24 protein-coding genes are annotated in these 21,718 nt (G+C 53.6%); 9 read left to right on the top strand and 15 right to left on the bottom strand.

Going from position 1 to position 21,718, the window contains the following annotated elements; all coding sequences use genetic code 11:
* The first annotated feature begins 85 nt into the window (after positions 1 to 85).
* From A3L14_RS10360 to A3L14_RS10350, 3 genes are read left to right on the top strand one after another with little or no spacing between them, the layout of a single operon-like run.
* Positions 86 to 979: a thiamine-phosphate synthase family protein gene (locus tag A3L14_RS10360; protein ID WP_055428542.1), complete on the top strand. Its 894-nt coding sequence runs from the start codon at positions 86 to 88 to the stop codon at positions 977 to 979.
* On the top strand, positions 976 to 1,305 hold the full coding sequence (locus A3L14_RS10355; protein ID WP_055428543.1) for a VanZ family protein: 330 nt from the start codon (positions 976 to 978) through the stop codon (positions 1,303 to 1,305). The genes A3L14_RS10360 and A3L14_RS10355 overlap by 4 nt, the downstream gene beginning before the upstream one ends.
* On the top strand, positions 1,256 to 1,669 hold the full coding sequence (locus tag A3L14_RS10350) for a secondary thiamine-phosphate synthase enzyme YjbQ (protein ID WP_055428544.1): 414 nt from the start codon (positions 1,256 to 1,258) through the stop codon (positions 1,667 to 1,669). Before A3L14_RS10355 ends, A3L14_RS10350 begins: the two co-directional genes overlap by 50 nt.
* Positions 1,670 to 1,782: 113 nt before the next feature.
* Here the strand turns inward: A3L14_RS10350 and A3L14_RS10345 are convergent, their stop codons facing one another.
* The gene (locus A3L14_RS10345; protein ID WP_055428545.1) at positions 1,783 to 2,172 is read right to left on the bottom strand and encodes a hypothetical protein; all 390 of its coding nucleotides are present in this window, start codon (positions 2,170 to 2,172) and stop codon (positions 1,783 to 1,785) included.
* Between the two features lie 93 nt (positions 2,173 to 2,265).
* Between A3L14_RS10345 and A3L14_RS10340 the strand changes: the two genes are divergently transcribed.
* From A3L14_RS10340 to A3L14_RS10330, 3 genes are all read left to right on the top strand, one after another.
* Positions 2,266 to 2,676 (top strand): HEPN domain-containing protein, encoded by a 411-nt coding sequence (locus tag A3L14_RS10340; RefSeq protein ID WP_198300091.1) that lies wholly within the window; start codon positions 2,266 to 2,268, stop codon positions 2,674 to 2,676.
* Positions 2,660 to 3,055 (top strand): nucleotidyltransferase domain-containing protein, encoded by a 396-nt coding sequence (locus A3L14_RS10335; RefSeq protein WP_055428546.1) that lies wholly within the window; start codon positions 2,660 to 2,662, stop codon positions 3,053 to 3,055. The genes A3L14_RS10340 and A3L14_RS10335 overlap by 17 nt, the downstream gene beginning before the upstream one ends.
* A gap of 285 nt (positions 3,056 to 3,340) precedes the next feature.
* Positions 3,341 to 3,514 (top strand): hypothetical protein, encoded by a 174-nt coding sequence (locus A3L14_RS10330; protein WP_232473345.1) that lies wholly within the window; start codon positions 3,341 to 3,343, stop codon positions 3,512 to 3,514.
* Positions 3,515 to 3,662: 148 nt separating this feature from the next.
* Here the strand turns inward: A3L14_RS10330 and A3L14_RS11750 are convergent, their stop codons facing one another.
* Positions 3,663 to 3,884: a PLDc N-terminal domain-containing protein gene (locus tag A3L14_RS11750; RefSeq protein WP_232473344.1), complete on the bottom strand. Its 222-nt coding sequence runs from the start codon at positions 3,882 to 3,884 to the stop codon at positions 3,663 to 3,665.
* 107 nt (positions 3,885 to 3,991) lie between these two features.
* Positions 3,992 to 5,338 (bottom strand): cyclic 2,3-diphosphoglycerate synthase, encoded by a 1,347-nt coding sequence (locus A3L14_RS10320; protein WP_055428549.1) that lies wholly within the window; start codon positions 5,336 to 5,338, stop codon positions 3,992 to 3,994.
* 245 nt (positions 5,339 to 5,583) lie between these two features.
* Between A3L14_RS10320 and A3L14_RS10315 the strand changes: the two genes are divergently transcribed.
* Positions 5,584 to 6,039: an alanyl-tRNA editing protein gene (locus A3L14_RS10315; RefSeq protein WP_055428550.1), complete on the top strand. Its 456-nt coding sequence runs from the start codon at positions 5,584 to 5,586 to the stop codon at positions 6,037 to 6,039.
* Positions 6,040 to 6,043: 4 nt separating this feature from the next.
* Here the strand turns inward: A3L14_RS10315 and A3L14_RS10310 are convergent, their stop codons facing one another.
* Genes A3L14_RS10310 through A3L14_RS10300 form a run of 3 tightly spaced genes read right to left on the bottom strand, consistent with a single transcriptional unit; the run spans position 6,044 to position 7,543 of the window.
* Complete coding sequence (locus A3L14_RS10310) at positions 6,044 to 6,472, bottom strand: type II toxin-antitoxin system VapC family toxin (RefSeq protein WP_055428551.1); 429 nt, start codon at positions 6,470 to 6,472, stop codon at positions 6,044 to 6,046.
* Positions 6,457 to 6,717 carry a hypothetical protein gene (locus tag A3L14_RS10305; RefSeq protein WP_055428552.1) on the bottom strand — a complete coding sequence of 87 codons (261 nt, stop codon included), beginning with the start codon at positions 6,715 to 6,717 and terminating at the stop codon, positions 6,457 to 6,459. The genes A3L14_RS10310 and A3L14_RS10305 overlap by 16 nt, the downstream gene beginning before the upstream one ends.
* Before the next feature lie 34 nt (positions 6,718 to 6,751).
* Positions 6,752 to 7,543 carry a DODA-type extradiol aromatic ring-opening family dioxygenase gene (locus A3L14_RS10300; protein ID WP_055428553.1) on the bottom strand — a complete coding sequence of 264 codons (792 nt, stop codon included), beginning with the start codon at positions 7,541 to 7,543 and terminating at the stop codon, positions 6,752 to 6,754.
* Between the two features lie 126 nt (positions 7,544 to 7,669).
* On the opposite strand from A3L14_RS10300, the gene A3L14_RS10295 reads away from it, so the two are divergent.
* Positions 7,670 to 7,951, top strand: a complete 282-nt coding sequence (locus A3L14_RS10295; RefSeq protein ID WP_143597829.1) for a hypothetical protein — start codon at positions 7,670 to 7,672, stop codon at positions 7,949 to 7,951.
* Here the strand turns inward: A3L14_RS10295 and thrC are convergent.
* From thrC to A3L14_RS10265, 6 genes are all read right to left on the bottom strand, one after another.
* Complete coding sequence (gene thrC / locus A3L14_RS10290) at positions 7,935 to 9,074, bottom strand: threonine synthase (protein ID WP_088886137.1); 1,140 nt, start codon at positions 9,072 to 9,074, stop codon at positions 7,935 to 7,937. The genes A3L14_RS10295 and thrC overlap by 17 nt on opposite strands.
* A gap of 1 nt (position 9,075) precedes the next feature.
* Complete coding sequence (locus A3L14_RS10285; RefSeq protein ID WP_055428556.1) at positions 9,076 to 10,167, bottom strand: hypothetical protein; 1,092 nt, start codon at positions 10,165 to 10,167, stop codon at positions 9,076 to 9,078.
* Positions 10,168 to 10,219: 52 nt separating this feature from the next.
* Positions 10,220 to 10,822 (bottom strand): archaeal proteasome endopeptidase complex subunit beta, encoded by a 603-nt coding sequence (gene psmB / locus A3L14_RS10280; protein ID WP_055428557.1) that lies wholly within the window; start codon positions 10,820 to 10,822, stop codon positions 10,220 to 10,222.
* 213 nt (positions 10,823 to 11,035) lie between these two features.
* Positions 11,036 to 12,469, bottom strand: a complete 1,434-nt coding sequence (locus A3L14_RS10275) for a hypothetical protein (RefSeq protein ID WP_232473342.1) — start codon at positions 12,467 to 12,469, stop codon at positions 11,036 to 11,038.
* 137 nt (positions 12,470 to 12,606) lie between these two features.
* On the bottom strand, positions 12,607 to 13,329 hold the full coding sequence (locus tag A3L14_RS10270) for an ABC transporter ATP-binding protein (RefSeq protein ID WP_055428558.1): 723 nt from the start codon (positions 13,327 to 13,329) through the stop codon (positions 12,607 to 12,609).
* Positions 13,326 to 14,342 (bottom strand): FecCD family ABC transporter permease, encoded by a 1,017-nt coding sequence (locus tag A3L14_RS10265; RefSeq protein ID WP_055428559.1) that lies wholly within the window; start codon positions 14,340 to 14,342, stop codon positions 13,326 to 13,328. The genes A3L14_RS10270 and A3L14_RS10265 overlap by 4 nt, the downstream gene beginning before the upstream one ends.
* An 87-nt stretch (positions 14,343 to 14,429) precedes the next feature.
* On the opposite strand from A3L14_RS10265, the gene A3L14_RS10260 reads away from it, so the two are divergent.
* Positions 14,430 to 16,382 (top strand): hypothetical protein, encoded by a 1,953-nt coding sequence (locus A3L14_RS10260; RefSeq protein WP_232473339.1) that lies wholly within the window; start codon positions 14,430 to 14,432, stop codon positions 16,380 to 16,382.
* 11 nt (positions 16,383 to 16,393) lie between these two features.
* Here the strand turns inward: A3L14_RS10260 and nurA are convergent, their stop codons facing one another.
* The 3 genes from nurA to mre11 are packed head-to-tail and all read right to left on the bottom strand — an operon-like array spanning position 16,394 to position 21,712.
* Complete coding sequence (gene nurA / locus A3L14_RS10255; RefSeq protein ID WP_055428560.1) at positions 16,394 to 17,722, bottom strand: DNA double-strand break repair nuclease NurA; 1,329 nt, start codon at positions 17,720 to 17,722, stop codon at positions 16,394 to 16,396.
* Positions 17,723 to 17,724: 2 nt separating this feature from the next.
* Positions 17,725 to 20,382: a DNA double-strand break repair ATPase Rad50 gene (gene rad50, locus A3L14_RS10250; RefSeq protein WP_055428561.1), complete on the bottom strand. Its 2,658-nt coding sequence runs from the start codon at positions 20,380 to 20,382 to the stop codon at positions 17,725 to 17,727.
* Entirely contained in the window at positions 20,372 to 21,712 is a 1,341-nt protein-coding gene (gene mre11 / locus A3L14_RS10245) for a DNA double-strand break repair protein Mre11 (RefSeq protein WP_074631524.1), read from the bottom strand. Before mre11 ends, rad50 begins: the two co-directional genes overlap by 11 nt.
* Between the last annotated feature and the right edge of the window lie 6 nt (positions 21,713 to 21,718).

Genomic DNA, 21,718 nt, shown 5'->3' with positions numbered 1-21,718 from the left:
TTTAAACGTTTTTTGACATAAAATTGTCGAGTAAGGCTTTAAGCATGGGTTCGAAAATCCAATAACCTGGTTTTAGGGTGGTAGCATGAGGACGCCGAGCGTTTACATCGCCGAGGAGCTGATGCCGTTTCTGAGGGCAAAGATAGCGGAGAGGCTTTACCGTGAGGGGATGAAGCAGTCCCAGATAGCTGAGTATCTGGGTATAACACAGGCTATGGTGAGCAAGTATCTGGCCGGGAAATACAAAACACCCCCTGAAGAAGTTGCCCGGAAGCTGGAGGACATCGCCAGCGAGGTATCCAAGTTCATTCTCTTCGGGGGGCGCCGTGAGGACGCTGTCCTTCTCGTGGCGAGGAGATTCTTTGAGCTCTTCCAGAACGGCTTCTTGTGCAGGTTCTACGCTGAATATGCGGGAGTGGGCGAGGAGGCGTGCCGCTCGCTGTTCTCCATAGGTTCCAGCCGCGGCGAGATACTTGAGGTTCTAAACATGGCGCTCAACGAGCTTCTCAAGGACGAAGGCTTTCCCTCGCTCATCCCGGAGGTCAGGAGCAACTTTGCCTACGCTCTCCCATCGCCTGGGGGCATTGAGGACGTCGCCGCCATCCCCGGGAGGATAACCGCCGTTAAAGGCAAGGCCTTTGCCCTGCCACCGGAATTTGGAGCGAGCACCTTTACCGCGGGAATACTCGTCAAGCTGGCTGGGATCAGGCCGGAGATACGGAGCGTTCTCAACATCAGGTACGGGCCGGACGTGGAAAAGGCCATCGAAGCGGCCGGCTTCAAGGTCACCAGGGTGAAAACCGGCGGACTGAGTGAGGAGGAGGAGGCTGTGAGCACAATCGCGGAGGCCTTCCGTGAGGATTCCTACGATGCCGTTATCGACATCGGGGGCCTTGGTGTGGAGCCCCTCGTGTATCTCTTTGGAAAGCATCCCATAGAGGTCGTTGAGAAACTCAAGAGGCTGGTGAAAAACCTTTGAAGCGCGGACTCCTTGTGGTTTACACTATCCTGCTTATTTTCCTGAACATCACACCGAGCGTTCCATCCTCCCCAGTCCAAAACGGGGACAAACTCGTGCATTTCTTCGAGTTCGCCCTCCTCGGTCTCCTCGGGCGGTCACTGTGGGTGTATCTGCTCCCGCTGCCGGTTCTACTGGAGTTCTTTCAGCTCTTCGTTCCGGGGAGAACGTTCTCCTTCGCAGACATGGGCGCAAACCTAATAGGGTTTGCCCTTGGAGTTCTCATCGGGTGGTTGCATGAAGGTTCTCACAAGGGAGCTCAGGTTTCAGACCCGGGGAGAGGTTGACCTCATAGACATAACCCGTGAGGTGGAGAGAATCGTCGAGGAGTCTGGAATAGAAAATGGAGTTGCTCTTGTCTTCGTACCCGGCGCCACCGGCGCGATAGTTACGATAGAGCACGAGTCCGGTCTTCTGGAGGACTTCAAGCGGGCTTTGAGGGAGCTTATCCCCAAGGGCAGGGGCTACCTCCACGACAGGATAGACGACAACGCCCACAGCCACCTGAGGGCCACGCTACTCGGCGCGAGCGAGTGCTTTCCCGTTGTGAACGGCCGTCTCATGAGGGGGACGTGGCAGCAGATCTTCTTCGTCGAACTCGACGTGAGGTCGAGGAACAGGAGGGTCATCGTTCAGGTGATGGGGGAGTGAGAGCTTCCGGTTCTCATACCTTTATAAATGTTGAGAAGTGCGGGTTCTCAGGATTTATAAGCACTTCAATGCGAAGGCGTTAAAGATGTAGAATTTGGAAACGCAGGAAAGTTTCAGGTTTCCTTTGCCTTTTTCATGCCGATTTCGACGCCTTTGGCGATAGCTTCTTGGAGAAGGAGTTCTTTATGCACTTCTCTATAACTTTTCCACGTGTAAATACCGTACAGTATAAGTCCAGTGGATACAATAGAAAAAGCCAGGAACATGGAGTCCATAAATCCTGAAGAGACTTTTGTATTTGGAAATAGAAACATAGGTGCTATGAGAGTGAAAGCGACTATCGCAATGCCTATCAAACTAAGCCCGTAGTTCATGCCAGTCTTTGCGCATCCTTTAGAGTTACACTCGTTTGGAGAAGGGTGGACTCTTAGAAAATCTATAACCAATATAGCCACAAAATACAGTACAACTCCCAGGAGCCCCAAGATACCGGCAGGATTCATTTCCCTCCTCCCTCCGGGTATTTATGTATTTCCCTCCTCCCGGAGGGTATAACATAGCGAAGGCGTTAAATACTGCCTGCCGTATCCCTCATCATGATGAAGCTTAGTGAGTATGAGCGCTGGATGAGGCAGGCGGAGAGGACACTAAAATCGGCACTCAGGGATTTGGATGGTGGTGACTACGAATGGGCAAGCTTTAAAGCCCAGCAGGCGGCTGAACTTGCCGTGAAAGCTCTGTTGAGGGGATTAGGGCTGGCGCCAATTGGGCACTCGATAACACGCTTGCTCAGAGAACTGAGGAACGAGGGGTTTGAAGTCCCCAGAGAGCTTTTTTACGCTGCCATGGAGCTTGACAGGAATTACATCGCCCCAAGATACCCCGATGCCTATCCCGAAGGATCTCCCTTCGAATACTATTCCGAAGACGTGGCGAGGGAACTAATCTCCAACGCCGAGAAAATCTTGGACTTCATCAGGGGGCTCGTGAATGAGGGGAGAACTTGAGCCTTTCGTCAAAAGACTCGTGGATTACTTCGATGGTGACGTTACTATAATCCTCTTCGGTTCGAGAGCGAGGGGTGATTTCAACAGGGCAAGCGATTACGATCTCGTGGTAATTTCGAAAAAACTGATAGGGAACCCGCTCCAGAGGACGCGCCCTCTCTACGAGCTGAACAAGGAATTTTTGGACGTGGATATAATCGCCTACACTCCTTGGGAGTTCTTGAAGGCGCTCGAAAACCTCTCACCATCTGCCCTCGATGCTATGAGGGAAGGGATAGTTCTGCACGACAACGGGTTCTATGGCATGGCCAAGAAAAAGTTCGAGGAGATGAAAAAGAAAGGGCTGAGAAAGGAAAGGTACTGGGTTATGCGGGCTTAGTCTTTTGATCATCTTGCTATGAGCCCCCGAGCTTTTCACACATTTTCTCGGCAAGTTTTTTGAGCATTTCTTCCTGCTCGAAGCGGCTTGAGACTGCGGTAACTTATTTCCGTTGCCACCGTGACGATTAAAGAGACAACTGGTACTCAATTTGAGTATTCAAACAGGGTTTCCATAACTTTCATGAGTGTTTCTAGTTCTAAATATGCCATTATGGAACCCACTACATTATTGTTTTCAGTTCCTATGCGAAGAAACCATGACGAGGAAAGCGAGGTAGACGTGTTGATAGTTGGAGACGTCCCCTTTGACGATGTGATTGAGGTCTCAACTGAGATTCTTCTTCACTATGGTGAGCTGATAAGCCCAGTAGTGATTTCTCCCGGCGAGTTCAGAGGGAGAAACGACTCTTTTATCCTGACGGTTAAGCGAGAAGGGCTGACTTCTTCCCTGCCCTGAATGGTGAGGCTTTTGAGAGAACAATTGGTCATTAACGCTCCAGAACAGCCACAAAGGGGGTAATAACCCGCCCAAGCTCATCGGCTCCGCCTTCGGCGGCACTCCCCGGGCAGAGTGTGTTGGTCATCATGCCTAAAAAGGCTTCCGGTCAGTAGATGGACGGCTCGTCGTAGCTACTGGGGATTTCTTCCGGCGTCTCCTCGTACTTGTGCTCTCTTTTGATTATGATGTAGTAGATTATTGCGCCTATGAGCCAGAGGGACAAGGCCACGAGGATCCAGATAAGTTTCTGGGTTGTGTCCATCTTCGTCTGCTTTGCAAGGACATCATAGACAACCCATATTGCTGTTATCAGTCCAATGAGACCCAACAGCCAGAGCACCCGACAAATACGAATATCGTTCCTTCATCTACCATGGGATCACCGGTATGAAGTACAAAAGAAGAGAATAAAAAGTTTTCTTCTGATTGAAGAAATCACTTCTTGAGCTTCTCGCACTTCTCGACGAACTCCTTGAGGATGTCCCTGAGCTTCGGCTCGCCGATCTCCTCAAGCTCGTACCTGACGCGAACGGCCGGCTTGTTGAGCTTCATGACTCTCCTAAGGTCGATTGGGGTACCCATGATGACGACGTCTGCATCGGCCCTGTTGATGGTCTCCTCAAGCTCCTTGATCTGTTTGGCGCCGTAGCCCATAGCGGGAAGGATGACGTCAAGGTGGCTGTACTTCTTGTAGGTCTCGACGATTGAGCCAACGGCGTAGGGCCTCGGGTCGACTATTTCCTTAGCCCCGTACTTTTTGGCGGCGATGTAGCCTGCACCGTACTTCATGCCTCCGTGGGTGAGGGTCGGGCCGTCCTCAACCACCAAAACGCGCTTGCCCTTGATGAGCTCCGGCTTGTCGACGTAGAGCGGTGAGGCACCGTCGATGACGATGGCGTTCGGGTTGACCTTCTCGATGCTCTCACGGACCTTCTGGATGTCGTCCCTGTTGGCGGTGTCGATCTTGTTGATGATGATAACGTCAGCGGCGCGGAAGTTGGTCTCACCTGGGTGGTACTTGAGTTCGTGGCCGGGCCTGTGCGGGTCCGTAACTACTATCCAGAGGTCCGGCTCGTAGAACGGGAAGTCGTTGTTTCCGCCGTCCCAGAGGATTATGTCTGCCTCCTTCTCGGCCTCGCGGAGGATCTTCTCGTAGTCAACGCCGGCATAGACCACCATGCCCCTGTCGATGTAGGGCTCGTACTCCTCGCGCTCTTCGATGGTGCACTCGTGCTTGTCGAGGTCCTCGTAGCTTGCGAAGCGCTGGACGACCTGCTTCCTGAGGTCGCCGTAGGGCATCGGGTGCCTTATGGCGACGACCTTGTAGCCCATCTCCTGGAGAAGCTGGGCGACCTTCCTGCTGGTCTGGCTCTTTCCACACCCGGTTCTGACGGCGGTGACCGCTATGACCGGCTTGCTGGACTTGAGCATGGTGCTCTTCGGGCCGAGGAGCCAGAAGTCAGCGCCAGCTGAGTGAGCGCGAGAGGCCAGGTGCATGACGTGCTCGTGGGAGACGTCGGAGTAGGCGAAGACAACTATGTCAATGTTGTGCTCCTTGATTATCTTCTCAAGGTCGTCCTCGCTCCAGATCGGAATTCCGTTCGGGTAGAGCTCGCCGGCAAGTTCAGGTGGATAGAGCCTGCCCTCGATGTCCGGTATCTGGGTGGCGGTAAAAGCTACAACCTCATACTCCGGGTTGTCGCGGAAGAACACGTTGAAGTTGTGGAAGTCCCTACCTGCTGCACCCAAAATGAGAACCCTCTTTCTCTTCTTTTCGGCCATGATGACCACCTCAAAAATTTTTAACCTGGCACTGGTGTATCGTTTTTGGCATTTATAACGGTTTTTGTTTAATGGTGCAAGCTTCTGGCGTGAATTATTCGGTGGAGACTTAAGTGAACTGAAAAACATTCAAGCGCCGCTGGATAATCTCCGTTTGAATTTACCCGGCTGGTTAATAACCCAGCGTATCTTACTACGGTCGCCGCAACAGTTAATAGGTCCTCCCCAAAGGTTTTATGACGCCTATGTTGCCGGTGGAGGTTAGAACCCACACCGCTCTTCACGTCCTCAAAGGTGCAGTTGTGAAGGTTCTGGGTGAAAACGCCAAGTGGACAGCGAGCGTTTATGTTAGTGGGAACCACGGGAGATTAACGGTCAAGTTCGACCGGAAGCCGACGCCCGAAGAAATCGCCGAGATAGAGCGCCTTGCCAACGAGAAGGTAAAAGAAAACGTCCCGGTTCGGGTCTACGAGCTTCCGCGGGAAGAGGCCGAGGAGCGCTTCGGCGAGGACATGTACGACCTCTTCCCGATTCCGGAGGAGATAAGAACCCTCAGGGTCGTCGTTATCGAAGGCTGGAATGTGAACGCGTGCAACAAGGAGCACACTTCAACTACTGGGGAGATAGGGGAGATAAAAATCAGGAAAGTTAGGTTTAGGAGGAGCAAGGAGCTTTTGGAGATCAGCTTTGACGTCCTTTAGTCTCTCAGGGTAGCATTGTGAACCCATGAACAACGAAGTCGCTGTCGAAGGTAAAGGCTTTCCTGATTCCGAGCCTCTCCATTATCGCGAAAGCTAAGCTGTCAAAGAGGTCTATCCCCCGCTGGTCTCGGTACTTGAAGAAGAGCTCCCAGGCCCTCGTCCAGTCTGCCTCGTTCTCCTTTTCTATGAATATAAACCTGCTCGACGTGTAGAGCCGGTACTGCTCCTCGGCTACGTCCTTTCCAACGTGCTTCGCAACACCGTTCAGGAACTCCATCAATGTTGGTCTTCCGATTACAAAGACCGAGCCCCCTCTGACGGCATCTCTGAAGAAGCTCAGCGCCCTTTCGTGCTCCGGGTCGTCCCTAACGAGAAGTGCTATCATCGCGCTTGTGTCCATGTAAAATAGCTCGGGTTTCAATGGCTTCGCCATTCAACCACTCCCCAGTCCTCATCACGGCTGGTCCTTTTGCCCTTCAGCGCGACAACCCCAAAGGCGTCCCATATTGGGTCTTTTGAAATCTCTTCCTCGGTTAAATTCGCATTTTTTCGCAGGTACTCCTCTATTGCATCCCGCAGGATTTCCTTTATGGGTCTTTTTTCCCTTAGGGAGAGGGCTTTTAGCATTGAGTAAAGACTTTCATCTATCTCAGTCTGAACATGCTTTGTTGATGACATGGAATCACCATGGACATGTAAACTCGTTGTCCATTTAAACCTTCCTCACCCACAGCGCCCCCGCCATGCCAAAGTAGGTCGGACAGGCGTAGGCTGAATCTTTAAGCTCGAATTCGGCATTTCTCATTGCCCCGAGCATTATGAGCATCTGCCAGTAGCTGTCAACTAAGGCATTCCTCACGAGCTCCTCGGGGATTTTTAATAGCTCTTCAAGGCGGTTCTCGTTAATCAGCTCCATGATGAGCCTGTCGTAGGTTTCGCTCTCCTTTCTGTAGCCATAGGGTCCTTTCTCGTCGTGTGCATGTCCGTGGTCTGCGCTGATTATCAACGCTACTTTCTTCCCGCTTACCTCGATGATATCTCCAAGCGTTTCGCCGAACTTAACTAGCATCTCCCTGCTAAGATTTCTCGCCGGGGTCATGAGGACCAGCGGTTTTCTTTCAAGGAACTGGAGCGGTATGAGTTCGCCCCAGCTTAACGGCCATCTTGAATATTCCCCGCTAAGGGAAGCGAAGTTCAAATCAACGACAGGCATTCCTGCGTCTTTCTCCTCTCTGTAAATTTTCTCAGCCAGTTCGCGGTCGGTCTTCCACTCGCCAGGTATCACTTTCCCCTCAAAGCCGAGCCACGAGACGAGGTTTTCGGCTAAAATAACGCCAAGATGCTCGCTCATACGAGCGTTGTGGGGGCTTATGAGGACGTAGGAATCCACACCGGCGAAAGTTCTCCCAATTTTCTTCAGGACATCTGCGAGCCTTCTCGTATCTTCATCTGGGGGCTCTAAAACCGGGTTTCCGTGGGGCATCAGGCCAACTCCAGCGAGCATGGTATCACCTGTGTTGCTGTGTCCTTTCCCGTTTATACGTTTTGCTCGGTTTTACTCATTGCTATTTCCTTCTGGACTTTGAGCAGGAGTAAAACTTATAAACATTTACACCGTTGTAAATGTTTGGTGAGTGGTGTGGATTTTGGGCTATTGATGGAGCGCTACGGCTATGCGCTCCTGCTTAGGCTCATGATCGCCCTCTCGTTCGGCGTTATAGTCGGGACGCTACTCTTCTGGGGTTACTTTACCAACGGTATCGCCGCGTTCTTTGTGTGGCTTTATGCTGGAGCCATGCTCCTCCTGAAGCGCTTTTATGAGTTCCTATTTGCGGAGAACCCTGATCTGCTGTCCGAGAAAAATGAGGGGAACAGGCAGCGGGCGAGACGCTTCTTTATGAATCATTTTTGATGCAGTTTTCCAGCCTTTCAAGATGACATTCCCTCACCTTACCCTGCCCTGTCGTCGAGAGAGTCTTCAGCCCGGAACCGGTGAGTATTGAGACTACCTTGGCCCCTTCCGGAAGTTCGAGCTTCTTCAGCGCGGCAATTCCAGTCGCACTGGCCGGCTGGACGAAGAGGCCTTCACCGGCGAGCTTCCTCTGGGCTTCAAGGATTTTGTCGTCGCTCACTGAAACGCATTTCCAGCCAAACTCGCGGAGGAGTTTGAGCACGGCGTTCCCGCTCGGCGGGGATGGGGTGGCTATGGCCTTGGCTATCGTTTTAGGGGTTTCAAAGCGCTCTATTCTTATTTTTCCTTCACGGAAGGCCCTGCATATCGGTGAGCAGCCCTCAGCCTGGACGGCGATGAGGGTGGGAACCCTATCGATGAGTCCGCTCTCGTGGAGCTCGATGAATCCCTTGGCGACTCCCCGGAAGAGTCCGCCCGAGCTCGTTGGAATCAGAACGTAGTCAGGGCTTATCTCCTCAGCTATCTCGAATGCTATGCCCTTGTAGCCCTCCACTCTGAAGGGGTTGTCTGAGTTCATGAAGTAAACGCCGAGCCTTTTTCCCAGCTTCATGCTATCGAAGTAGAGCCTTCCGTAGTCGCCGCGAACTCTAATGACCTCGCCACCGTACACCGAAACGGCCTTCAGCTTTTCGTCGCTCGCGCTCTCTGAAACCAGAATCTTCGCCTTCAATCCAAAGCGGGAAGCGTATGCCGAAACGCTCGCCGCCATGTTGCCAGTCGATACAGTCCCAACGGCTTTGTAGCCGACCTTAACCGCGTAGCTCATCGCCAGAAACGTCCCCCTATCCTTGAAGCTCCACGTTGGATTAGCCGTCTCGTTCTTGAGATAGAGCTTTACGCCGAGCTCCTTGCCGAGCTTCGACCTAATCAGCGGTGTGTCGCCCTCGCCGAGGGAAAGCTCCAGTGCCGGTTCCACCGGCCAGAAATCCCAAAACCTCTCCCAGACGCTCTTTCCTATGTATGGTTCTCCCTTAAACGTCTCAAACTCCACCGGCTCGCCACATTCACACCTCTGAACAGGTTCCTCGTAGGTTTTTCCACAGATGGGGCAGACAAGCTTCATATCAGTCCCTCCTTTCGGCGATCAGGAGAACGGAGCTTCCGTCGATTCTTATCGTGTAGTTCGCGTAGGTGTTTCCCTCCGCGAGCTTGGAGAGGACTTCCCCAAAGGTCTTCGCGGCGTTCTCGCTTGAGAAGACGAGCTTCCACTGGAGGAGGTAGGCACTCACGTTCTGGGTTAGGAGGAGCTTATCCCCGCGCCACGCACTTGAAACGCTCCAGGCGGTCTCGTTGTCAAGCTTCGCAACGTCCCTGAGGAGGAGGTAAACGTAGTACTCCCCGAGCCTGTCTTCCTTGAGAATCTGTGAGTTAGGCGGTGCACCCAAGGTGACGTTGATGGGTGTAACGTTTTCGAGGTACAGCTCCGGGTGCATGACCTGCTGCACCGAGACCGGGTACCTGCTGTACGCCTCGTTAACGAGCTCCCAGCCGCCTTTCTCGTAGAGGTATCTCACAAAGCGGTCGCCGAAGACGTAGGGAAAGATGTGAAGGTCAGCTAGGGGGTTCCCGCTCAGCGAGCGTATCTTGTATATGGGTATCCCGTTTCTCTCACAGTAGAGGTCGGCAACCAGGTCGGCATCGCCCTCGATTAGTGACTGGATCGCTATCGTCCCGTCGTAGGTGTCAGCTCCATAGCGTGCATTGAACCACTGCTTCTGGAGCACGTGGACGCTCTCATGGGCTATCGTCCTCTGGGCGACGTCGAGGTTTGACATGAAGTTTTCCTGGATTATGTATATCGTGTCCCCGACCGTTGCGGCTATCCAGTTGGCGCTCCTCTCGGTTTCCTTTTTGATGTACTGGTAGTCCGGAGGAAGGAGGAGGGTCATCTTGTAGGTCAGCTCTTCTATTTTCATCCTCTCAAGGTCGGCTTTGCCGGGCTTCCATTTAGCCAAGGCCTCATCCTTGGTCAGAACGACTACCTTCGGCCTCTCCCTGAAGGTTAGGTTCCTTATCTCCTGAACCTGATCAAGAATCCCGTTTACCTGGCTGAGCACGCTGTCTGGAGTGAACGTTACCTTCTCAGCGATGTAGAACGTGGGCAGGAGAAGGAGTATGAGAGCGAGGACGGTGAGGATTCTCGAAGGCTTCTGCATGCTATCAACTCGAAAAGGGAATTAAAAAGGGCTTTGGTGCAACCTTTGAACATCACTCTTTGAACTCAACGAACTCCTCTTTCATGCCGCCCTTCGTTATGACGACGACCTGAACCTTCCTGCTGCCGGTGTAGACGTCCCTCTTTCCGGCCGTCCTGACGGCCCTGACCGCGAGCTCCTTTGCCTCCTCGACGCTCATGCCCTTCTTGAAGCCATCCTCAAGGACGGCTATGGCGAAGGGGCTTCCCGAGCCGGTTGCGGTGTAGTCGTCGAAGATGAGGCCGCCCATCGGGTCGAGGTTCGCCAGGGTCGGCTCCTCAACGTGGCCGCCTATGATTATCTGGACGAGGTAGGGGAACCACTTGTTCTCGTTGAGTATGTTGCTGAGCAGGTTTGCCATGGCCTTGGTGCTCATGGGCCTGCCCCAGGTGAACTGGTAGTATCTGGCTTCAGCCTCAAGCATTCTCGCCAGGGCCTGAACGTCGCCAACGCTTCCTGCGGTGGTTATCGCTATCCTGTCGGTGATGGGGACTATCTTCCTGATGTTGAGGGTCTCGACCATGTGGTCGAGTGAGGCTTGAGTATCAGCGGCCAGAACGACACCGTCCCTGGCCTTTATTCCTACTGTGGTGGTACCGGTTTTCTTAGTTTCCATTCTCTCACCCCTGACCCATCTTCTCACACCGGGTTTTAAACCTTTGCTAGAGGTTGGCGAGAAGAACCCTGTGGTATCCCTGGGCTGTCTTTAATTGTTCAGTGTTCCGAATCCTTGGGCTGTCTTTCCCATTGCGTACTCTCATGTGATAGAAACCTCTGTTCGCACGGCGGTTGCTGGATATTTGAAAAATAGAAAGAAGAGTTAGTTCCCTTATCTTTCCCGCGGGCTCGTAGATTCTACACATACACCGGTTCTTGGATTGCAAGGGGGAGATGACGACCCACCGTCCGTTATGATACTGAATACCACTGGAACGTTTACCTTTATCCTCTCCGTTCCAACATTTACACCCAGAACGCTGTACATAGAGTAGCAGTTCTTTCTTGGTTTGATGTCCACATCGTACACTGCAATTGATACAGCGTTCATATACTTGTGAAATCCAAATGTCAGGCTGAGTGCGCTGGCCAGTTTTCCGAGGGTTGGGCTTATACCCGTGAGATAATTTCCAGCGGCGTAGCCTATTGGGATGCTCAGACTTGACTTGGAGGAAAGTGAATTGGCCTGAAGCTGCTTTATGAATACTGCCTCCTCCCAGTTTCCAGTATTACCAATCCACTTTCTCTTCCATTCTGCCTCTCTTGAGATGCTCCAGATGTTGGGAGTCTTCGTAATTTTTGGAGGATTCTGTCCTGCGGATTTTTCGAACCTCCATCCTTCTCCCAGCTCTTTAATGTTGTAATCTCCGGTGCTGTGGATCTTGATTGGGTATGTCTGTACTATCCCTATGTCCACATACCTTTTCGTGAGTTTATCGTATGCAGGGACTTTGGCGTGGGCCACTATATACTCTACCCTAATGCTAAGATACCTCTCCCATGTTCTAGAATAAATAGGGACTGGGCCATTTGTTTTGTAGTATACATCAAGTGCCCATCCCTCGAAGTGGTGTCCCTTGGATACGCTGAGAACCGTAAACGGCCCTACATCAATCCCGACCGTCCAGTAGCTGTAGGTGCTCTTGCTGAGCACAAGGTGCCAGTCAAAATCGACTTTTTCTGTGGCCCAATTCTCAATCTTCAATCCCATCACTGAAACCCATTCGTCGAAGGTTTTTGCCTTTGCCCTGCTGTCAAAGTACAGGTCCCATTGGGGGTTGAGGCAGTACCTTCCTCCAAAGTCTATCCAGCCCCGTGGACACGAACCCTTTGCCTGAACCTGATAGTCCCCCTTCAGGTTCAGCGTCTTTTCGCTTTCGAGCTTGATTCTGCTTGAGGTTATGCTTTTCACTCCCAGCTTTCCGTCCTTCGTGATGTAGAGTATTAGGGGAGTTGGTGGGGCGTAGAGGGCTTTCTCGTCCGTTGAGAGTTCCTTTATCCACTCGTGCCTGGGTACTTTGACGAAAGTCGGGAAGAAGCTGCCGGCTTTTCCCTTCTTCAGCACTTTAACGCTTCCGTTGGGTAGAGGGTAGTAGATGATGTAGTTGCCTGAGCCTTCTATTTTGTACACGTCGTAACCAAGGATTCTGGTTACGGAGTCTTCGTTGCCTGCCGTGTAGTTCAAAGCCCCTACTGTGGTTCCTCCCAGGAGAATCAGCAGTAGAACCACTAACAGAGGTTGCTTTCTCACCATTGTGAACTCCACATGCTATTGCTTAATGGTAACTTATAAAGTTTACTCTTAAAGCTCGGAAAAACTTATGGGCCTTTCGTTCGTTTGGAGCCTGAGTAAGAGGTAAAGAACATAACTGACCTCTTCCCGGCCGTCTCTTATACGGGCTTTCAAATCCCAGCTAGAAGAACCCTGTGACCATCGACCTCTGCTATCCTCGCCTTCACGCCGTAGATTTCTTCGATGATCTCGGGCTTCAGCTCCTCCGGTTTTCCTTCCCAGTGCTTCTGTCCGTTGTGGAGGAGCATCAGCCTGTCAGCATAGCGGAGGGCCAGGTTGAGATCGTGGAGAACGGCTATGACAATTCTCTCCCGGCTCATTCCCTTAAGGAGCTCCATTATCTCAAGGGCGCGGTTTATGTCGAGGTGGCTCGTCGGCTCGTCCAGGAGAACCACCTCGCTGCCCTGGGCTAAAGCCCTCGCTATCAGGGCCAGCTGATATTCACCGCCACTCAGAGCGGTTATCTGCTCATTTCTGCGTTCCCAGAGGCCGACCCTCTTCAGGGCTTCCTCAACATTTCCCTTCGTTGCATATGTGCCGAGCTCGACGAATTCCTCTATTGTGAAGGCGAACTCGGGGAAGGAGCTCTGGGGGACGTAGGTTATCAGTTTGGCCCTCTCCCTGGGCTTAAGCTCAAGCAAGTTCGTCCCGTCGAAGGTCACCCTCCCTTCGGGCCTTAGAATCCCGACCAGGCACTTGAGGAGGGTTGATTTCCCGGCACCGTTGGGGCCGATTATGGCTAAAAGCTCTCCCCTCTCAGCGGTGAACTCCACCTCCCGGAGAACGTCCCTCTCACCGTAGGCGAAGGAAATTTTAACCTCAAGCGCCTTCATGAGTACAGCTCACCCCTCTTGTGCTTCATCAGGAGGTAGAGGAAAAAGGGCGCCCCCATGAGGGCAGTTATAATTCCAACGGGCAGTTCCATTGGCTTTGCAACCGTTCTCGCGAGTAAGTCAGCGAAAACGAGGAGAACGCCTCCGAAGAGGGCGCTCGCGGGGGTAAGGCTTCTGTGGTTTGGGCCGAGGAGGAGGCGCATTATGTGCGGGCTGACGAGGCCAATGAAGCCGATTATCCCTGCGGTGGAGACGGCAAAGGCTGTCAGAAGGGCTATGGTTCCTATGAAGAGCTTGCGGTAGAGGTGAAGGTCGAGGCCGAGGGCGATGCTCTCTTCGCCAAGGAGTATCAGGTTCAGCTCCCTCCACTTCCATACGAGGAACCCGACGCCGAGGAGTGCAACGATAAACATCTCACCAACGTCGCCCCAGCTTGAGCCGTTGAACGTTCCCATTAGCCACATCCATGTTATATGGGCTTTCTCTCCCTGGCTTATGATGAGATACCACGTTATTGCGCTGGCCAGAAAGCCGTAGGCTATGCCCGCTAGGAGTAGTGTATCAACTGGAACGTGGCCGTCGACCCTGGAGACGGTGTAAACTACGAGCACCGAGAGAACCGCCGATATGAGTGCGAGTGTCCCCATGTGTGCAGGTGCGTAGATAGCTCCTAGAGCGGCGCCTATTCCGGCTCCGGCGCTCACGCCTATTATGTACGGATCAGCCAGGGCGTTCCTGAAGAGCGCCTGGCTGGCAACGCCCGCAGAGGCGAGGGAAAGTCCGACCAGATAGGCCAGAAGAACCCGGGGAAGGCGGAGCTCCCACACTATGATGAAGGCTTTCGGCCTCTCACCGGGGTTTATTGAGGGGAATAACTCAGACATGGCTGATTTTACTCCATAGGTCATACTGGCGGTTACGTCCGAGGGGGTCAGGCTGACGGAGCCGATGTAGACGCCGAGAAACCCGGCGATGAGCGAGAGTGCCAGCAGTGTTGGAAGCCACTTTTTCATGGGCGTGGATTATTTGTCCACCCGTTTAAATCTTTCGGGCTAAATATAAATAGTCCGGAGGCGTTACTTTATGCTGGTGAGCGCGTAATGAATAAGCTCAAAGCGGTTTTTGCAATGCTGTTGCTGTTCGGTATGCTCCTTCCACCAGCCTCCTCAGCCGTAATAGTCTCGGAGCTGAGGCCGCCAATAATAATAATGGGTAACGTTCCCAAGGATTTTGTCGTTGGTCCCTACGAGGAGTTCACCGTGTACTTCTACATAGCCGATGACTTTGGGGTCACGGTGGGTGAGGGCAAGGTTGAGGCATACTACAGAGTAAACGACGGTGACTGGAAGCAGGCCTATGTTAAAAAGGCCGCTGCCGGTGAGAACTGGTCGCTCTATCAGTCCATAATACGCCGCTTCTACGGTGAGAGTCAGGACTTCTACGTCTTCTACCGCAAGATAAACCTGCCGGGGGCACCGCCGGGGAGCAGGATAGAGTTCAAGATAGTGGTCACTGACGTCGAGGGGCACGTGTCCTACAGCCCTGTCTATTCGTACTACGTTGCCAATCCCGATGGGCCGAAGGTTCTGATAGTTGACCCCTCCGTTGAGGCAATGGCCTTTCAAAAGTCCTTGGACTCGCTGATGGCACAGTTTAACGTCTCCCGGAGCTTCTACCACTACAACCTCTCGGACTTTGAGGCCGTCGCGAAGCCTTTAACCCGCCTGAAACCCTGGATGCTCTCGGACCATCACTGGGAGGGTCTGGCCAAGTACTACAACATAAAGATAGTCTCCCCCGATGAGCTCGTCAATGCCCTGCAGAGCTTCCAGCCCCAGGCAGTTATACTCTCGAACCTCTGGCTCCCGGATTGGGGCCTCTCCGAGGATCAGATTTCAGTCCTTGGGGACTATCTTGAAACTCACCACGCCGGCCTTGTGGTCACGGCGGGGAACCTATTCGATGCTACCAACCCCCAGCACGTCGGAGGTACAGAGGACCCGCCGAGCCTAGCGAAACTCCTTGGCCTTGACTCGCTGGCCATTGCGGATGCGGCCAGGGGGGAACTAAACCTCACCCAGGCCTCTGTGATGGTTCCGTACGTAAACACCGGCTACTCACTGATGCTCTCAGACAGGGGGCCGTTCAACGGCGGCACAATCGATGTTAGCACCTACTCCACCGTTGGGTGGCAGTGCGTGCTTTCGCCAACCCACTTCGGCATGGCCAAGAGGAGCGTCTCACGCTTCGCCTCGGAGAACAGTCTCAGGATGAGGGAAATGGGCGAGTCCGTTAAGAACATCACTGGTGTGCAGTTCAACTTCTCGCTCTCGGCGTCGATGGTTCTGCCGGGGATTCTCTCCTCCATGGATGTTACGGACAGGGGTGTTGTGATGGGCTACAACGGCATGGTGGCGGAGATTCCCATCGAGAGGAAGCTCCTTGAGCGCGTCAGGCTCCTCCATGCCCTCAGGGGCTACGTCCCGATGCTTCTAGCCCGCACCAGTGACTACAGCGGTGGAATACTTGCCACCGATGGGAACTACCGTGCCGTCTACAGTTCCCTGGAGCTTGAGGCCGGCAGTGAGGGGGAGCTCTCGGTTCTCAGGGAGCTGGTCGACTGGACCCTGAACTACAGGCCAGTCCAGATGCCCGAGGTTGTTATCCTCTCCAACGACATAGACTGGGGCATCAAGGGCAACCTGCTGGCTTCACAGCTGGGTGCATTTGGCCTCTCGGTGAAGCGCGCTACCGCCGACGATTTCGAGGCCTACAGGGACTCGAGGATAATCATAATCCTCGGCGGGCCCGACGCCTACGACGGCGTTGGTGGCTACGTCATGCAGGTTCTAACCCCCGGCGAGCAGAGTGCGGTGAGAAACGGAGAGAGGGGCATGTTCGTCAAGACCAACGTCTGGGCCGAGGGACAGGTTGTCATAGTCCTCGCCGGGCAGGACAGGTGGGCCACCGGAGGAAAAATAAGGGACTACATGAACGGCATCGACGGCTCGTACCTGAGAATCCTGGCGACCTTCAGTGTCTCGGTTTCCTGAGCTTTCTTTTTTTACTCCAGCGGGCTCCTCCCGTACTTCAGGAATACCCTCAGCTCGGGGCTTTCGGCCTTTATTATATTGAGCAGTGCCTTCAGCTCGGCATCGAAGGCCTTCTTCTCGATCTTCACTCCCTCGTGGGCCCTCTGGAGCGGCCTGAAGTAGCCGTTCCTCTCGTGCCAGAGTATCTCAGCCAAGAGGTCGTCGTTTATCTCCCTGTTGCTCTGGAGGAGGTATATGACACCGCCCTTCATGGTGCGGATGTACGCGGAGGGAACACCCCGAGAGCTCATATCCTCGATTTTTGGAAAGAACTCTCTCAGCGACTCTGGGAGGGAGTGCTCAACTTTCACCGGTTCGGGGAATGGTAAGTATCCTGGTATCTCTTCGCCGAATTTTTTCCGTATGTAGGCATCAAGATACGGTACATCTGGAAGATCAACACCGGCTTTCTTTGAAAACCGCTTTGTATAGAAACTTTTGGCGACGTAAATTAGATTCATATCGAGAAGTTGCTCCAACGAGTAGAGGTATTCAATGTAGCTTAAAACCACATGGATGGCTTCCCTGATATCTTCGATCACTATCTCTCTGCAGTATTTTTTCCTCAGGTTCTCGACGGCTTCTTCAACACTCCTTCCTCTATACCTCTCGAGGGCATCGAGTGGTATTAGCACTTTCTCCGGTGCTGTTTCGCAGTTTCTTATCCTGATTCCTTTGGAGTGTGCAATGAGTTTGTTTCTGAAGAACTTTCTGAAAACGTCCCTCATAAGGGACTCCGCAAATATCACTTCCTCATGGCTTTTTCCTTCTTTTTTGAGCCTTGATTCTAGATCCTGGTAGTTTTTCTCAAGTCTTTCCAGCACAAACTCTATCATGGAGGCGAACTCGTCTTCTAACACAACCTGAAGGGCGTTTATCCCCCGCACGCTCTCCGGATAAACTGGCGGCCTCGTGAGGGAACCAGTTAAAGTTCCATCCATCATGACGTAGTCCACGTTGCCAATCTTCGCCGCGAGATAGCCCAGCTTGTTCTCAAGGGTCTCCATCTGGAGGCGGATTATCTGGTCGGATATACCTTGGTTGTAGAGCATGGCGTTGGTGTAAACCAGTCTGTACGCCGGTCCGTTGCCGAAGGCGTAACTTGAGACGGCGTAGAAGATCGTTCCGCTGAGCCTCTGCTTTCCTTGGCTCCCGTCGATTGCATAGACTTTGCTTTCCCTCCTGTCCGGCAGCTCACGCCACTCTATGGTTTTCAGCTTCTCCTGCGCCTCGGCGTAGCCCCTCTGGAGCATCAGCTTTATTCTGTCAACGCTCGCCCTGTCTATGAGCCTGTACCCCATCGTCACACCCCCAGCTCGACCTCTTTGACCACCGAGACGCCGTTCTCAAGGCTCACCCGTATCACCCTGTCGGCGGCGTCTTTCAGCTCCTCGTCGTGCGAAACGACTATCACCTGAGGTATCTTCCGCAGGTAGCGCTGCATTATGTCAACGAGCCTTCTCCTTCTCTCGTCGTCGAGGTATGGTGTTGGCTCGTCGAGAATGAGGAGGCTTATCTCTCCAGCCAGATAGAGCGAGAGCGCCAGCCGGAAGGCCAGGCCGAGGGCTATCCTCTCCCCACCGCTGAGGAAGCCGAGGCCACGCTCCTTCCCGTTGTATATCACGCCGAGCCGTATCTTGTTCTCCTCCGCCTTCACTGTAACCCCGGAGTACTTCTCCTCGGTCAGCTCCTCGAATATCTCGCTGGCTATCTCGCCGACCTTCGCGAGGGCGCCTTCCTTCAGCATGGCCTTGTAGCGCCTCACCTTCTCCCTGAGCTCCTGCACCCTATCGCGGGCTTTCTTAAGCTCCTCAAGTTCCTTTGCCTTCTCCTTTCTGCGCTCCCTCTCCTCCTTGAGCTTCCTGAGGTTCTCCATGGTCTCGTCGCGCTTCCTCTCCAGGGCCTCCAGCTGGGCCTTCTTTCCGGCCAGCTCCTCCCTGAGCGAGGCGAATGCTTCCCGGGTCTTTTCGTGCTCCTCCATGCTGTAAAGCTTCTCTTTCTTTGACAGCTCATCCATCCGCTCCTTCAGTGCTCTGCTCTCAGCATCCAGGCTACTCTTTACCTCCTCAAGCTCCAGTTTGAGCCTATCCAGGTTGCTCTTCTCCCGCTCAAACTCCTCCTCGGAGTTCCTCAGTTCCAGGTAGCGCTTGTAGGACGGTTCGAGCTCTGCAAGCTTTTCGTCGAGCTCCCCTATTTCCGAGAAGCCCATCTCTTTGAGCTCTTCGTCGAGCTTTCTCAGCCTCTCCTCGATGAGCCTGAGCTTCTCCCCGGTGATTGTCCTCTTCTTTTCGAGGGCCTTCGCCTTCTCAAGCTCGGCTTTAGTGCTCTCCAGCTCACCTTCGAGCCTGCTCAGCTCGTCCTTCACTCCCTCGTATTCCTCCGCCTTCTTCCTGAGCTCCTCAAGGTCGTATCCCTTCAGCCTCTCCTCAAGCTCAGCTATCTGGTCGAGGAGCTCTTTCTGCCTTATAAGCTCGCGCTCCCTCTTCAGAATCTTCTCTATCTTGACGAGCTCGCTCCTGAGCTCCCTCTCCCTCTCGTCGAGCTCCTTCAGGGACTGGGAGACATCTTTGAGCTCGGCCTGGTACTTTGCGATTATCTCTTTGCGGTGCTTCTCCGTCAGCTCCCTGCCGCAGACGGGACATTTGCCCTTGGCCTTCTTGAGCTCCATTATGGCCCTGTTTCTCTCCCTGGCCAGGTTTTTCAGTCCGCCACGCTCCCCGTTTATCTCGTTTAGCTCTGCCTGTATCTCTTCCTTCCTCTTCTTTGCATCCTCGATCTCTTCGATGAACTTTTCTATCTCTCCTCTGGAGAGCTTGAGGCGTTTTCTGAGGTCTTCCAGTTGCGATGATAGCGATCTGGCATCTTCGTATGCTCGGGCGTCCTTTTCGAGCCCCTTGAGTTTCCTTTCGAGTTTGTCCCTCTCTTTCTCCAGCCCCCTGAGGCGCTTCTCAAGTTCGCTCAGCTCCTTGAGGCGCTCCTCTATCGCCGAAATCTGCGCCCTGTAGTTCTCGGCGAGCTTCTCGTTTCTGGCCTTCTCGTCCACATAGCGCCTCCTGAAGTCAGAGAGCCTCAGGTAGAGCTCTGCTTTCTCCTTGAGCCTCTGGAACTCTTTAACCCTGTCCTCCAGCTCATGCAGTCGTTGTCTGCCCTCGGCTATGCGTTTCTCAAGCTCCTCCAGCTTCGTCTCAAGCCGCTTTCGGTTCCCTTCCCTCTCCTTGACCTCAAGTCTGAGGGAGTTTATCTCCTTCTCCAGGGCATCGAGTTCCTTGAGCTTTCTCTCTACTCCTTCCAGTTCCTTCTCCAGCTTTGGAATCTGGGGTGAGAGCTCGTTTATCTCTTTAAGGGCGTTTGAGAGCTCCCTCTCCATCTCTACGATAAGCTCGTCGAGGTTTTCCGTGCTCTTGAGGTAGTCCTCCGTTGATTTTATTCTCCGCTCGATCTCTTTCCTAACTTCGAGGAGGTTCCTGTAGGCGTTCTCGTATTTTTCAAGGCCGAGGACCTGTCTGACCACCTTCTCCCTGCTCTCGTCGCTCTCAAGGATGGCGTCGATTTCACCCTGCCTTATGTAAATCGCGTTGAGGAAGACGTCGTACGGGACGAGCCTCTCCATCCAGTCCCTTACAGCTTTCTGGCTCGTCTCCGTGGCGTGCTTCCATGAGCTTCCGTCATAGTACTTGGCGAAGGCCATTCCACGGGTTATGTTCCTGTGGAGCTGGTATTTGACGCCGTCCTTCTCGAAGAAGACGGTTATCTCCGTGGACTTTCCGCCCGCGCGGAGTACCTCCTCCTTTCTGAGGTCTTTTGGCTTGCTCGGCCAGTAGAGGCCGACGAGGAGCGCATCGAGGAGGGAGCTCTTTCCGGAGCCGTTCTGTCCGATTATGAGGTTTATCCCGCTCGTGAAGTTAACCTTCGTCAGTGAATGGGAGCGGAAGTCCTTCACGATGAGCTTTTCAATCCTCATTCCCACCACCGATCCAGGCTAAAATGCTCGTGGGCTTGCCCTTTGGCTTGGGTTTCTCCGATTTCCGCGCCCTTTCGGGTTTTTCCTCTCTCTTCTGCTTTTCCTCCTCGGCCGGGGCGGGCTCTTCGCGCTTCTCCCCTCTTGACTCTTTCGGCTTCTCCTCCCACTCGCTCAGGAACAGCTCGACGACGGCATCGATGGCATCGAACTTCTTCTCGCCGGTAAGGTCTATCGCCCTCAGCTCCGCAGGGGTGAAATACTCGGCCGGCTTGGGTACACCCTCGCCTTTAACGGCCTTGCCCTTCCTCTCGAAGCGTGTTCTCAGGTAAAGGTACTTGACCTCCAGGATCTCCTGGAAGTGGGAAACGTCGTAGGGCTTTTCCCAGCGCAGGTCGAGCCTTACGAAGGCCTCCCCTGGTATCTTGCCCCTGAGGCGCTTCAGTTCCCTCTTGGCGGTCTCCTCGTCGGCCTTCATTTTGATGTCTACGAATGGCCTCACCCTCAGCTCAATGAAGCTGGGCTTAAACTCCTCGACTATGTAGAAGCCCTTACTCGTGCCGGCCTCTGGGGTGAAGCTCCTCCCGTTCCAGCGGTATCTGAGCTCGTAGTCTCCAAAGTCCCAGCGCTGGAGCGAGCCCGGATAGACCAGAGTCCCTATGTCGTAGCTGGTCTCGAAGTTCCTGTGGATGTGGCCGAGCGCATAGTAGACGTAACCCTTCGGCAGGTCTTCCATCCTCAGCTCGAAGTAGTCGCGCTGGCTCTCGGGGATTATCCCCATCATCTTCTCTATGAGCTCCTTTATCCCCTGGTGGAGCATCAGGATTGCATCGCCTTCCGGCCTGAAGATTTCCTCCAGATGGTTGCGCTCAAGCCATGCCGCGCTCATGTACTTCAGCCCATGAATCTCGACGGTCTTTCCGCCCCTCTCAAAGACGCCCTTAACGAGGTATTTGTTCCCAAGCCTCTCGCTCGTCAGATACTCGTTCTCGACCTTCTCGTCCCTCAGACCGACGAGGTGGAGCAGACCGAGCCCCTCAAGGAGATGATAGGCCGAGACCTTCCTCTGCGTCCTGTCGTGGTTTCCCTCTATGGCGAAGACCGGAATTCCAGCTTTTCTGGGCTTTTCCAGCACCTCTATAGCGGTCTTTATGGTCTCCGGGCTGGGCCGGCTTGAGTGGAACAGGTCGCCGGCTATGAGAATGAAGTCAACTCCCTCACCTACTGCCCTCTCCACCGCCTCCCTGAATGCCTGGGCAAACTCCTCGGCGCGGTAGGGAAGGCGGTACTGCTCGAAGCCGAGGTGGACATCTGCCATGTGGGCGAACTTCATGCTAAC

Origin of the sequence: Thermococcus thioreducens (assembly GCF_002214545.1) — an archaeon.
GTDB classification, from domain to species: Archaea; Methanobacteriota_B; Thermococci; order Thermococcales; family Thermococcaceae; genus Thermococcus; species Thermococcus thioreducens.
Note: the sequence above shows the minus strand (reverse complement) of the source record. Positions and strands in the feature narration are given on the sequence as shown.

Coding starts and splice junctions, on each gene's coding strand:
- A3L14_RS10360 (WP_055428542.1), top strand. CDS start 86: ATGAGGACGCCGAGCGTTTACATCGCCGAGGAGCTGATGCCGTTTCTG.
- A3L14_RS10350 (WP_055428544.1), top strand. CDS start 1,256: ATGAAGGTTCTCACAAGGGAGCTCAGGTTTCAGACCCGGGGAGAGGTT.
- A3L14_RS10345 (WP_055428545.1), bottom strand. CDS start 2,172: ATGAATCCTGCCGGTATCTTGGGGCTCCTGGGAGTTGTACTGTATTTT.
- A3L14_RS10340 (WP_198300091.1), top strand. CDS start 2,266: ATGATGAAGCTTAGTGAGTATGAGCGCTGGATGAGGCAGGCGGAGAGG.
- A3L14_RS10335 (WP_055428546.1), top strand. CDS start 2,660: ATGAGGGGAGAACTTGAGCCTTTCGTCAAAAGACTCGTGGATTACTTC.
- A3L14_RS10320 (WP_055428549.1), bottom strand. CDS start 5,338: ATGGCCGAAAAGAAGAGAAAGAGGGTTCTCATTTTGGGTGCAGCAGGT.
- A3L14_RS10315 (WP_055428550.1), top strand. CDS start 5,584: ATGTTGCCGGTGGAGGTTAGAACCCACACCGCTCTTCACGTCCTCAAA.
- A3L14_RS10310 (WP_055428551.1), bottom strand. CDS start 6,472: ATGGCGAAGCCATTGAAACCCGAGCTATTTTACATGGACACAAGCGCG.
- A3L14_RS10305 (WP_055428552.1), bottom strand. CDS start 6,717: ATGTCATCAACAAAGCATGTTCAGACTGAGATAGATGAAAGTCTTTAC.
- A3L14_RS10300 (WP_055428553.1), bottom strand. CDS start 7,543: ATGCTCGCTGGAGTTGGCCTGATGCCCCACGGAAACCCGGTTTTAGAG.
- thrC (WP_088886137.1), bottom strand. CDS start 9,074: ATGAAGCTTGTCTGCCCCATCTGTGGAAAAACCTACGAGGAACCTGTT.
- A3L14_RS10285 (WP_055428556.1), bottom strand. CDS start 10,167: ATGCAGAAGCCTTCGAGAATCCTCACCGTCCTCGCTCTCATACTCCTT.
- psmB (WP_055428557.1), bottom strand. CDS start 10,822: ATGGAAACTAAGAAAACCGGTACCACCACAGTAGGAATAAAGGCCAGG.
- A3L14_RS10270 (WP_055428558.1), bottom strand. CDS start 13,329: ATGAAGGCGCTTGAGGTTAAAATTTCCTTCGCCTACGGTGAGAGGGAC.
- A3L14_RS10265 (WP_055428559.1), bottom strand. CDS start 14,342: ATGAAAAAGTGGCTTCCAACACTGCTGGCACTCTCGCTCATCGCCGGG.
- A3L14_RS10260 (WP_232473339.1), top strand. CDS start 14,430: ATGAATAAGCTCAAAGCGGTTTTTGCAATGCTGTTGCTGTTCGGTATG.
- nurA (WP_055428560.1), bottom strand. CDS start 17,722: ATGGGGTACAGGCTCATAGACAGGGCGAGCGTTGACAGAATAAAGCTG.
- rad50 (WP_055428561.1), bottom strand. CDS start 20,382: ATGAGGATTGAAAAGCTCATCGTGAAGGACTTCCGCTCCCATTCACTG.
- mre11 (WP_074631524.1), bottom strand. CDS start 21,712: ATGAAGTTCGCCCACATGGCAGATGTCCACCTCGGCTTCGAGCAGTAC.